Here is a 12,553-nt window from a genome sequence, read left to right on the forward strand (position 1 = left end):
GAAATCAAGAAATGACGATTTAATTTTAAGTAGTTACAAATATGAATGTAAAGATTACAAAGTTGTTACTAAAAACTCACTGCGATTATTGTAACAGAGGAGTACGGCTTTGGCAACGTTTAGCAACAAAATTAGCAAAAAAAACCTCGACCTTTGACGGGGAAAGGTTGAGGTTTGCCTATTTATAAGTACATATTAGGCCATGAGTTTAACATGTGATGGTAACAATTTTTAAACTATCTGCTCTCACCTTTGGATATTTTGGACTGCCATAATCGGAAATGGCTGCATATTTTCCACAGACTCAACAGACATCTGGCAAGTGGATACGTCTGTTGTAGTATAAGTCCGGTCAGTCCCGTTAATAACCATGAGGCTGTAGTGAATGCCCCAAAGACGAGCAGGTGTACTCCGCCCAGCAGTAATGCAATGCCGATTACAGCGATGATATGACGCAGTGCAATCCAGAGTGCTTTGAGGGTACCGTGAGCCCCGCCTTCTCCTTCTGGTGCCGAAACACCGAACTGCATATAGAGTATGACATGGTGGATGATCCAACCATATACAATCCAGGCAGCAACATAAGGTATGCCAGGCAAAAGTAATTGAAGGGAATGAAATCCGTCCATGAGAATCGAGTAGAGCTTCGGTATGAGCCAGTAGGCGGGCAGAAGTATCAATAATGTACGTATGGTGTGGAGCAGCAGCATCGGTTTCCACAGATTTTTGATTCCGCGGACAAAGGGGATACGCTCTTCTGTAGAATTAAAGTGCTGAAGTGAGTAGAGCAGTCCTGCCTGAATGAGGGGGCTGATCAACATGCGAACCAGCAGCATGCCCCCGAGAATCCATAGATAACGATGAACCTCCGGATGGGTAGACAGGTTAAGTTGACTTTCCATTTTGAACAAAAGTGTACTCAGCTCACCGGCATCAGCATCTGGATAGCGAAGGAGCAGTGGGATGACGGCCGATTGTACCATTCGATAGAAGAAATATCCCCAAATGAGTTGATAGAGAAATAAGAGTGCAGCAATGAACATATGCTGACGGACGAGAAACCAGCCTTCACGTATTTTCGCTTTCACCGTTTCCACCTCACCATGACAGACCTCCGAATATGGCTTCTATTAGTTTGGTTACACTCATGCTCCAGCGGGACTTCGTCTGCTCATCCAGTCCGGATTTCAGGAAATTGTTCATATGGCGGTTCTCCAGCACGATCGAGTACAGGGGATCGGTCATGGCCCAGGATACGGGGGATGTGTGAGTTAATTTATACGTGATGCGCTCTTCTTTGCCATTCCATTGCTTGGTGAGGATATGCCCGTCTTCAAAAGCAATGCGAACAGGAACGGCGCTGTAATCACTACCTTTTTTTGCGATCGTCACGGATGACTCGTACAATGTTTGACCGTCTTTCTGTACGGGCGTAATACGAATCTTCTCTACAGCAAAGTCAGCCATCCCGTTACCATAGACGTATTGATCAAAATAATCAGACCAGGAAGTGCGGGTCACTTGTTCCACAATTTTCTGAAAATCAGATGAAGTGGGATGTTTGAAACGGTACTTCTTCACATAGGTAGAGAGAATACGTTCCATCTTTTTGGCACCGACTTGATGTTCGATACCAAGCAATACAAGTTTGCCACGTGTATAGACATTGGCCGCATACTCATTCTGTGAATCGAACTTCCAGGATTCTTGTGTTAAGGATGAAGGAGACGTAATCAGTCCCGATTGTACCGGCAGATTCGGAATCAATCCGTATTCCTGCTCCATCAGTTTGTCTTCTGCATAAGAGGTGAACCCTTCATCCAGCCAGGCTTCCTCGAATTCGTTGCTGGCAACCATGCCGTAGAAGTACTGGTGTCCGATCTCGTGGACTACGGTACGTTCCAGGTCATAACCTGGCGTGGTGTCATCGGCTCCAAAGGCTGTAACTAGCGTAGGGTATTCCATACCTCCTGCGCCGTTCCCCGCTTTGGGTGGAACTACGATGGATAAGGTAGCGTAAGGATATGGGCCAAACCATTTGCTATAATTGGCTAGAGCGGCCTTCGCGGCGTAGAAATAACGTTCTTTCAGATCCTGATGAGCAGGGTCCAGATATAACTTGATTCGTACACCAGGCACATTGGGTGCAGAGAAGGGTTCCTCGGCGTACACAAAATCGGGTGAGGCCGCCCAGGCGAAATCATGCACATCATCGGCATAGAATTGATAGACCTTTTCTCCATTCTTCACCACGGCTTGCTGCGTCGGAAATCCGGTAGCAGCCACTTTGTATGTTTCAGGCACCCGAATACGCACACTATATATACCGAAGTCAGCGTAAAACTCTGAATTGCCATGGTACTGGTGCAGATTCCAGCCTTCCGTTGTTCGTCCACGTCTGCCCACAGGTTCATAGGCACTTAATTTGGGAAACCATTGACCTGCCATGACAAAATGATCAGCAGTTCCCATCCGGGCAAAAATCTTCGGCAGATTCACTTTAAATCGGGTGTGGAGCGTGATGCTTTCCCCGCCTTTGACGGGTTTGGGCAAGCGTACTTTAATGAGGGTGGTGTCCTTGATATTTCCGTCATCTGGTTGCACATACTGCATCCGGTGTAGCAGAGAGAGCCCGTCCTCCGTTTTCATTTCGGTAATGTTCATGGAGCCGTAACCATTGGTAGGCATGACATCACCCCGAAGTTTTCCACCGGATTCCTTCATAAAGGTGGTGTCAGCAGAAGAGAAGGCGTTGGGATACATATGAAAGTAAAGCTCGCTGACGGTTTTTTTACCTGGATGTGTCCAGGTAATCGTCTGAGTCCCTTCCAGTACATTCCCTTCGACCAGTTTTACATCCATGTGATATTCCACAACACGGTTGCTGTACACTTCGGCAGTAGGGGTCTGTACACTTTCTGGAGGTGATGGCGTTGGGGCTATTGCCTTAGGCTTGCCCGATTCGGGGGCGAGTACTGGCAATTCGGAATGAGTTGAGCGATTATAACCCAGAGTGATCCATATCCCTCCGGCAAGTACACACAGGGCCAGGGATGCAGTGAGCCAGCTCTTGGCGCGTCGTGGAATCATCGTTAAATACCTCCCGTTGACAAGCATCTACAGCATGTATATGTTTGCAATGGGACAATTATTAGTTAAAATATTTGTATCAACCCTTGGAGGTTATAAACATGGACCAAAACGAGCAAAACGGCAAAAAACAGATTGCCTTGAATATCGTTAGTGCAAAAAGCAAGCATAAAGGCTTCGGTGCAGGCTCCATTGAGCTGAATAACCTTTCCCCGGTCATTATTGATAATGGCGAAGCCAAAATCGATATCGGTGCGATGCATGCGAAGAGCAAAGTGGAACGCAATATCAAGTTCTCAACCAATCGTGAAGATGTACCCAACGGACGCCAGGTATGGCTGGTATGGGTAGCTGTCGATCGCACGGAGGAAGGCCAACTGTATGGTGGAGCAACGGCATGTGAGATGTGGATTGATACGGAAGCAAGACGTGGATGGAAACTTCTGGCGGAACATGTGAATCGCATGGATTATGCTTTGAAGCGTCGCTTCATGCTGGATGAGCTTGGACCTGAAGCTCGAGCTGCACTTAAGACACTGCTGATCTCACACAACGAAGACTGGTGGAATGCTTCTCCAGATGTATTGAAGGAGGCACTCGCCTAAGGCAGATCAATTTCAACAAAGTATTAAAACAAAGAAAGCAAAAGGCCCCTTGACCGGAAAGTTCGGTTGGGGGGGTCTTTTGCTTGTGCCTTAGTCGTATTCATCGATCTGAATAATTATGAGTTTTCATCCAAAGTGAGTTTCCAATTGTTCAATATAACCAGATGTTATAGGTGACGCAATTAAGTCATCGCTCATTTACGTCATTCTACCCACCAACGTTTGAAATCTCCCCACCAAGAATGTTTCTCTTCCTGTATGCCTTGTTGATTCTGTACCTGACGAGTCTTCTCATCTTCTCCAGAATCCGAATCATCCGTCGTGCCATGGCATACCTCTGTCGGTTCAGTACCATCAATAAAAACTTCCAATCGTTTCTCTTCACAACCGTTGCCTGCCAGCTTGCCGGATTCCGGATCAATATATACACTTACGACATGATCAGGCACGGTGAAGATTTTGGGTGGTACGCTCGCAAGGGCCTGTTCTGTGAACTGGGCAAAGATCGGCGCTGCCCGGCGGCCATCCGAAGTCGAGATGGATTTGCCTTGATCGTACCCAACCCATACCGCGGTGGAGAGCTCAGGTGTGAACCCAACCAGCCAGGCATCTTTGTTGGTTGTTCCCGTTTTTCCCGCTACCGGACGTTTGATCGCCTTAGACACCCGGTTGCCCGTTCCTCCATTTTCGAAGACACTTTCCATTAAACGAGTCAGTACATAAGCTGCCGCAGGTTCCACAACCGTCTCAGCCTTCGTCTGAGGCGATTCATAGAGTACACGTCCTGCGGCATCTGTTACTTGCAGAATGGCGACAGGCGGCGTCCGTTGTCCACCAGCAGCAATGACGGAAAAGGCCGATGCCATCTCCAACGGGCTGACAGGTGACGTTCCCAGTGCAAGAGAAGGTACGGCGCTCAGGTTGCTTGTAATGCCGAGGTTTTTTGCCATACTCACAACCTGCTCAGGACCGATCTGCATAATGGTGTTCACCGCATAGATATTGTCTGAAGCGGCGATCGCCTGTCTTAGATCAATCTCACCCAGATACTTGTCTCCAAAGTTGCCGGGTTTATAGGTTTTGCGGTCATTGTCATAGTGAAACAGGGTAGGTTCACTGTTAAATATGGATGCACTGGTAAGCTGTTTGGACTCTAGGGCTGCCAGATACATAATCGGTTTAAACGCCGAACCTGGCTGGCGCGTTGTCGCCAGTACATGGTTAATCTGATTGGTACGGTAATTCTTGCCGCCTACCATGGCTTTGATGTAGCCCGTACGAGGGTCGATGGACACGAGGGCCGTCTCCAGCTCACTTTTGGCATCCATACCCTTCGCTATGGCGTCTTCCGCTGCTTTTTGTACACGCAGATCCAGGGTGGTGTAGATGTTCAATCCCCCATGATCCAGCATCGCTTCACTGATTCCCAACTCTTTGATGGCCAGATTCCGGATATAGTCACGGAAATACGGGGCACTTTCCACCGTTTTACGCTCGCTCTCCGGTTTGAACGAAAGCATTTTCTCATAGGCCTTATCCGCTTCGGCCTGGGTGATCTTGCCGATATCAGCCATGGCATTCAGCACAATCTTCTGTCGGTCTTTGGCATTTTTCATATGGTTATAGGGTGAATAGTAGGTAGGTCCTTTCGGGATTCCTGCCAGTATGGCACTCTCTGCAAGATCCAGCTGTTTGGCTGATTTGCCAAAATACATTCGTGAAGCCGCTTCAATTCCGTACGCACCATGCCCATAATAGATTTCGTTCAGATACATCTGCAAAATTTCATCCTTGCTGTATTTCATCTCCAATTGTGCCGTGTACATGGCTTCCTTGGCTTTGCGAGTCCATGTTTTCTCATGAGATAGATATAGGTTACGCGCCAGCTGTTGAGTCAATGTACTCGCTCCTTGCGACATCTGCATATGTTCGAGGTTAACGAGCACAGCCCGTCCCATCCCTTGCACGTCGAACCCGTAGTGATTATAGAATTTGCGGTCCTCTACAGCCAGAGTGGCATTGACCAGATCTGGAGCGATATCCTCTAGTTGAACGGGTACAGAGTCTTTGCCACCTGCGGAGAAGGTAGCGATGACTTCACCCTGACTGTCCAGTAATCTGGAATTCCGATCAGAGTCTGCGAGGGGCAGGCTGGTTGCGTATAGATAGACCAATCCTGCAGCGGTAGCAAGTATAGCGAGCACGGCGAGCAGAGACAGGTTTTTAATGAATTTTCGTACAGGGAACCCGCGTTTGCGGGTCTTTTGATTTGGCTTGGTCATGGAACGGGCTCCTCTCTTTTCTTCCAGTATGGGACTTGATTGGCAGGGATATTCAATCGGGTGCATAAGCAAACAAAATGTAGCATTTCCGCCTTAAAAACCGTTTTGCAGTATAAACGTCAATCGCGTATAATGCAAAAGGGTAATGAAAAGGTAAGATTCGGCACAAGATACTAAAGCGCGTAAGGACGAACAGACGAATGGTCATTGATTCATTGATTAGTCAGACGCTCTGCATGCTCTGGTCAAATTTAATCTATATAATGAAGTGAACCGCGGACCTTTCCCGCAGGCCAGCAATGATAACGCGATATGGCGCCGAACGCTGGACGTGCTTGGGCGAACCGATTATAGTGCACAGCGCTTGGTCGGGTATGGCTGATCATTAACTTTACGGAAAGAAGGTAGAGATTATGGAATTGTGGTTTACGGAGAAACAGACCCCGGTATTCGGGATCACCGCGAAGATTAAGCAGACCTATGTTACAGAGAAAACGGATTTTCAAGATTTGGCCATGGTAGAGACCGAAGAATTCGGTAACATGTTGCTTCTTGATGGCATGGTGATGACAACTGTAAAAGACGAATTCGTATATCACGAAATGGCGGCACACCCTGCGCTGAACACTCACCCGAATCCGAAAAAAGTTCTGGTTGTCGGTGGCGGCGATGGCGGAGTCATTCGTGAAGTCATTAAACATGCTGCTGTAGAAAAAGCAGTTCTCGTCGAAATCGACGGTAAAGTTATTGAATACTCTAAAAAATATTTGCCTGAAATCGCCGGCAAGTTGGACGAGCCTAATGTTGAAGTGCTCGTAAACGACGGCTACATGCATATTATTGAACATAAAAATGAATACGATGTGATCATCGTAGACTCTACGGAGCCTGTCGGCCCGGCTGCGCCATTGTTTGAGCGTGGGTTCTACCAAGGCATCTACGAAGCATTGAAAGAAGACGGAATCTTCGTTGCCCAAACGGACAACCCTTGGTTCAAGGCGGATCTGATCCAGAAGGTGAACAAAGACGTCAAAGAAATCTTCCCGATCGTACATGTGTACGGCTGTAATATTCCAACCTATCCAAGTGGTTTGTGGACATTCACTATGGGTAGCAAGAAACATGACCCGCTCGAAGTGGATGAGACTCAAATCCCGGAGATGGATACCAAGTATTACTCTCCGCGTCTGCACAAAGCAGCATTTGTACTTCCTAAATTCGTGGAAGATTTAACGAAATAAAAGGGGAAATCATTAATGAAACTGGATCAAGCTTATTCAGGAAACGTATTTATTTGCAGCTCTGAGGATTATGAGAACTCCAAAGCGGTTATCTATGGCATGCCGATGGACTACACCGTCAGCTTCCGTCCGGGTTCCCGTTTCGGCCCATCTCATATCCGTCAAGCATCGGTTGGACTTGAAGAGTACAGCCCATATCTCGACAAAAGCATTGTAGACATGACATACTTTGACGCTGGAGACCTGCTCTTGCCTTTCGGTAACGCGGGACGCAGCCTTGAAGTAATTCATGAATACATCGGCAGTCTGCTCGCTGACGACAAATTCCCAGTTGGTCTCGGTGGCGAGCATCTGGTTACTTGGCCAGTCATCCAACAGATGTACAAGAAATACCCGGATCTTATTCTGATTCATATTGATGCACACGCTGACCTTCGTGAAAACTATGAAGGCGAGCCATTGTCACACTCCACACCAGTGCGTAAAGCAGCTGAGTTGATGGGTGGCAAAAACATCTATCAGTTCGGTATCCGTTCCGGTTCCCGTGAGGAGTTCCAGTACGGTCGCGAGAACATCAACTTCTATCCATTTGAAGTGGCAGCTCCGATGAAGGAAGCTCTTCCGAAGATGGGCAACCGTCCGGTGTATGTGACCATCGACATCGATGTGCTTGATCCGTCAGCAGCGCCAGGAACAGGTACAGCAGAAGCGGGCGGAATTACGTCCAAGGAACTGCTGGAAGCCATTCATATGATCGCAGGATCTGATGTAAATGTAGTTGGTTGTGACTTGGTTGAAGTTGCACCAATCTATGATCCAACACAACAGACACAGATTGTAGCTGCGAAGCTGATCCGTGAAATGCTGCTTGGATTCGTGAAATAATCACAGAATAATCGATAAGTATAACGCTCTCTGTCTGCGCGGGTTCAACTTTGCGCAGGGGAGGGCGTTTTGTATTGTTAACTTTTGTACAGAGCTGTGCTATACTGACTACATAAGTATTCAGTAGTATATTAATTGATATATTACATTCGTGAAGTATATGGTGATCGGGTTCGGTCATATACTAAAAAGAGCCTTTACCGCTGCCAACGGTAAAGACTCTTAGGACCCGAAAGGCTGTGGATTGCCACGGCGCGCATGAACTAAATAATGCTATTCAAGCAAAACCCACCGTCAGGCTTCCGACCTTATGAGGTGGGTTTTCGCTTGCTACGAAACTTTTTGCGCAACCAACGGTAAAGCTTTCGCCCACTCAGTACAATACTGAGGATCGCAGCAATCCATCGGATTACATCAAGCAACGCCGCAAGTTTGACCATCGACGTCACCCCCTTTCGGGAAGCTGCGCCGTGGTCTGGAAAACATCCACCGATATTCAAAAGTCCATAACATTAATTATAGCACGTATGTTCCCTTGACTCTACCATTTATTTCATGTATTAGTATGGACTCTCCTCTTACGCAGATATCGTGCCTTCGTATGACTCTATCTTAATATTTGTGTATAATATGGAAATAGAGGAAGGGAAAGGTGGATGTGAATGCGTGTGATTCGGACTCAATTGAGTATGTATCCCAAGTGGCTGACTGCAGTTTTTATAGTGTTTGTCATCAATTTTGTATTAGCAGTGACGATATTTCTCAACTTTACGTTGATGGTGGCTGATCTGGCTATGCTTTTTGCTGCATTTAGTATTCGGGAATATAAATACAACAAAATATATTTTAGTTTATGCCTTTTATTAAGTATCAGTTTTGTTATCCTTGCTGTGGTGACGTATCCCATTTAACTTAGAGTACACAATGTTTGGTGATGAACCACCCTTGCCTACATGATCCAATCATGGGTAAAGGTGGTTTTTTTCTTGCAAAATTGTCATCGGGGTTAATCAGATTGTTACGTTAGAACTATCAAATTTGGGTAAAACCATAAAAGGAGGTGTTACGATGACAACCAAGAGTACAATGACATGGAAACGGATTGGTGCACTCGCATTATCGTTAACGCTGGCTTGGGGGATGGGTCCGGTACATACGCTCTCAGGTGCTAACGCTGCATCCTCACAGGCGTGTGGAAAGGGAGATCATGGACTATCTGCTACATTAAAAAAGGGCAGCGGTGTGGAAGAGCAACACCTGCAATTTACTGACATTGATTTTCTTAATGATACGACTGGACGAGCTGGGGGTGAAGGCTTCCTGATCGGTACTTCGAATGCAGGATGTACGTGGCAGTCCATATATACCGGGCAGTGGCAATTCACTCAGCTTGATTTTCCGAATAATGTGAACGGATATGCGCTGGCGCGAGTGAAGGATTCACCTGCAACCTATCTGATCCGTACCCATGATGGGGGATCGCACTGGACGCGGCTCGATACGCCGGGCATTCAATTCAAGCGAATTGATTTTCGCAATAAAGATGTAGGTTATGGTTACACCTATAATGGTGCATATCAGACGAAGGATGGTGGGGTAACCTGGAGTAAAATGAATACACCTGCCAACACGCGTGCAGCTGCCTTTGCAACAGAGAAACAAGGGTATGCCGTCGTGGTTGTACCTGGATCGGGATATCATCTGAAGCAAACGAGTGATGGCGGCAAGAACTGGACAACCTCTCTTCGAGTTGTCTCAGACACATGGAGCGGAGGGGATCTGTATGCACATGGCCAGCAAGTATGGGCCCTTTTGTATGGTGATGCAGGCATGTCCCAACAATCGTACTCCCTCTATGCGAGCGGTAATCAAGGCAAGAACTGGACCCAAGTATTTGCACAATCCACAGCAGGGGGAGGTCCTGCACCGGGTACAAACAGTACGGGCAAAGGAAACGGACCAGCCAACCCGGGTGGTCATCCCGGCAACATGGCGTTGATTGGTAATCAGACGGCGTATCTGTCTGCAGGTTCACCCGCAGCTGGCAAAGTGGGTATTGGACGTTCTTATGATACAGGTTCCACGTGGAAAAATATTGACCTGAAAGATCCGGGATACAGTTCCCGTATCTCGTTCTCATCGGCCAAGACGGGTTGGCTCGTAGTCACAAGTGATAACTCTCCTGCGATCTATCAGACTATAGATGGTGGAACGACGTGGACACAAAAAATGTTGTTGCCTTCAGAGCAGGATTAAGTAGCCTGTTATTCTGAAATAATAAACGGGCAAATCCAAATTAGAAATGTATAAAAATCAATTTGGTAAGTCTCTGTATGAATTTCTATAACAAACAAGCCTCTTCCTAATCAATTACACAGGAAGAGGCTTGTTTGTGTAGAAATAAAAACGGTTGAAACCTACTCTAAAACGAGTTATTGTAAGCGATAACAACACATTATATGGAGGTTGAAATCATGGTTGATGTTATTTTAAAGGCGGATTCTGATAAAGGATTAATAAATCGCAATATATATGGTCACTTTTCCGAACACTTGGGACGTTGTATTTATGAGGGGCTGTGGGTAGGAGAAGATTCACCCATTCCGAATACGGATGGGATTCGAAATGATGTATTAACGGCCTTGCAGAAGCTTAATATTCCAGTACTTCGGTGGCCAGGCGGTTGTTTTGCCGATGAATATCACTGGAAAGATGGTGTAGGCCCGAAGAGTGAGCGTGCTCGTATGATCAATACACACTGGGGCGGTGTGGAAGAGAACAATCACTTTGGTACACATGAATTCTTGAGATTATGTGAGTTGCTCGACACGGAGCCATACATCAGTGGCAACCTGGGTAGCGGTACCGTGCAGGAGATGCAGGAATGGGTGGAGTACATCACGTTTGACGGCGAATCCCCGATGGCGAACTGGCGTAAGAGTAATGGTAGGGAAGAACCGTGGAAAATGAAGTATTTTGGCGTGGGAAATGAGAACTGGGGATGCGGCGGCAATATGCGCCCTGAATATTATGCGGATGAATATCGCCGGTATGCTACATATGTACGTAACTATTCCGGAAACGAGATTTATAAAATCGCTTGTGGACCGAACGAAGGTAACTATGAATGGATGGAAGTCCTGATGCGGGAGGCTGCTCGCTTTATGGATGGAATCAGTCTTCATTATTACACTATCCCTACAGGAGAGTGGAATGATAAAGGCGCAGCTACAGGATTTGGTGAGGCTGAATGGTTCACTACCTTGAAAAAGACGCTCCATATGGATGAATTACTGGTGAAGCACTCCGAGATTATGGACAAATATGATCCAGAGGGCAGAGTCGGCATTATTGTGGATGAATGGGGCACGTGGTATAACGTTGAGCCGGGAACCAATCCAGGGTTCCTGTATCAACAGAATACGATGCGGGACGCTGTGCTTGCAGGTGTTAACCTGAATATTTTCAACCAACATAATAAACGGGTACACATGGCAAATCTTGCGCAGATCGTCAATGTGCTTCAATCGCTTGTGCTCACGGAAGGGGACAAAATGCTCCTGACCCCTACGTATCATGTATTTGATATGTATCAGGTTCATATGGATGCACAGCGACTGGATTTGAATTATGAAAGCCCTGGGTATACCTTCGGAGAAGAGACCATTCCGCAGCTCAGCTTATCAGCTTCCCGCAACAAGGATGGGGTCATTCATGTGACAGCTTGTAATCTGAGTCATACCGATGAGTTGGAAGTTGTGTGTCAGCTGGATGCAGCTCAAGCGGCTAAAGTAAACGGGCAGATTCTGCACCATACTGATTTTGGTGCATTCAATACCTTTGAACAGCCGAATCATGTTCAGCCTGTGGCGTGGGATGGAATCACACTGGAGAATAACACACTGCGTTTTGTCCTTCCACCAGCATCGGTTGGGGTGCTCGCTGTAGAGGGTTAATGCATGAAAAGGCAGGAACCTTGCAAGGGCTGTAATGATCAGTACGATGTGAAGATTAGCGATGCCAAAATGGCCAGACTTGTGGAGATTGCCTCACGTTCGCGTCCGACGGTACAGGATGAGGAATATGAACGTCGGCTATCCATCTGCTCTGCTTGTCCGGGATTGCAATATGGCACAACTTGTCGGCATTGTGGTTGTCTCGTACAGGTGCGAGCGAAGCTGAGTGAGTCGACATGTCCTTTTCCTTATGAATCGCAATGGGCCTGATCGGATGAACGAATCTTATTATAATGAAGCAAAAGGGAGTTGCACTTTACAGGTGCAGCTCTTCTTTTTTGGCTTGATGTGGAAAAAACTCTGAATTTGGATTTGAATTGAGCGAGGGAACTGGATATAGTTATACAGTAGAGTGTAGGATAGCGAGCTATCCGGGAATATGAGCGCGTATAGCGACACAACAATACGGGAAGGGCTGTTCTCACCAGCCGTGC

10 protein-coding genes are annotated in these 12,553 nt (G+C 46.9%); 6 read left to right on the forward strand and 4 right to left on the reverse strand.

Going from position 1 to position 12,553, the window contains the following annotated elements:
- Positions 1–236: 236 nt before the first annotated feature.
- The gene (locus MHI48_RS00535) at positions 237–1,088 is read right to left on the reverse strand and encodes a hypothetical protein (RefSeq protein WP_076329959.1); all 852 of its coding nucleotides are present in this window, start codon (positions 1,086–1,088) and stop codon (positions 237–239) included.
- Between the two features lie 10 nt (positions 1,089–1,098).
- Entirely contained in the window at positions 1,099–3,090 is a 1,992-nt protein-coding gene (locus MHI48_RS00540; RefSeq protein ID WP_076329950.1) for a M1 family metallopeptidase, read from the reverse strand.
- A gap of 101 nt (positions 3,091–3,191) precedes the next feature.
- Between MHI48_RS00540 and MHI48_RS00545 the strand changes: the two genes are divergently transcribed.
- Positions 3,192–3,695: a YwhD family protein gene (locus MHI48_RS00545; protein WP_017691308.1), complete on the forward strand. Its 504-nt coding sequence runs from the start codon at positions 3,192–3,194 to the stop codon at positions 3,693–3,695.
- A 203-nt stretch (positions 3,696–3,898) separates the two neighbouring features.
- Here MHI48_RS00545 and MHI48_RS00550 read toward each other — a convergent pair whose 3' ends face one another.
- Positions 3,899–5,977 (reverse strand): transglycosylase domain-containing protein, encoded by a 2,079-nt coding sequence (locus tag MHI48_RS00550; protein ID WP_076329949.1) that lies wholly within the window; start codon positions 5,975–5,977, stop codon positions 3,899–3,901.
- Positions 5,978–6,390: 413 nt separating this feature from the next.
- Between MHI48_RS00550 and speE the strand changes: the two genes are divergently transcribed.
- On the forward strand, positions 6,391–7,218 hold the full coding sequence (gene speE / locus MHI48_RS00555) for a polyamine aminopropyltransferase (protein WP_017691306.1): 828 nt from the start codon (positions 6,391–6,393) through the stop codon (positions 7,216–7,218).
- 15 nt (positions 7,219–7,233) lie between these two features.
- Entirely contained in the window at positions 7,234–8,103 is an 870-nt protein-coding gene (speB, locus tag MHI48_RS00560; RefSeq protein WP_036607280.1) for an agmatinase, read from the forward strand.
- A gap of 308 nt (positions 8,104–8,411) precedes the next feature.
- Here the strand turns inward: speB and MHI48_RS00565 are convergent, their stop codons facing one another.
- Entirely contained in the window at positions 8,412–8,543 is a 132-nt protein-coding gene (locus MHI48_RS00565; RefSeq protein WP_282615758.1) for a hypothetical protein, read from the reverse strand.
- A 628-nt stretch (positions 8,544–9,171) separates the two neighbouring features.
- Here MHI48_RS00565 and MHI48_RS00570 point away from each other — a divergent pair.
- From MHI48_RS00570 to MHI48_RS00580, 3 genes are all read left to right on the forward strand, one after another.
- Positions 9,172–10,359, forward strand: coding sequence for a hypothetical protein (locus tag MHI48_RS00570; RefSeq protein WP_076329947.1), 1,188 nt, complete (start codon positions 9,172–9,174; stop codon positions 10,357–10,359).
- Positions 10,360–10,577: 218 nt separating this feature from the next.
- On the forward strand, positions 10,578–12,059 hold the full coding sequence (locus tag MHI48_RS00575; protein WP_076329946.1) for an alpha-N-arabinofuranosidase: 1,482 nt from the start codon (positions 10,578–10,580) through the stop codon (positions 12,057–12,059).
- A 3-nt stretch (positions 12,060–12,062) separates the two neighbouring features.
- Entirely contained in the window at positions 12,063–12,329 is a 267-nt protein-coding gene (locus tag MHI48_RS00580; protein WP_036667692.1) for a DUF6171 family protein, read from the forward strand.
- Positions 12,330–12,553: the final 224 nt, after the last annotated feature.

The sequence above is a fragment of the Paenibacillus sp. FSL H7-0942 genome (genome assembly GCF_045040715.1).
Taxonomy (GTDB): Bacteria; Bacillota; Bacilli; order Paenibacillales; family Paenibacillaceae; genus Paenibacillus; species Paenibacillus amylolyticus.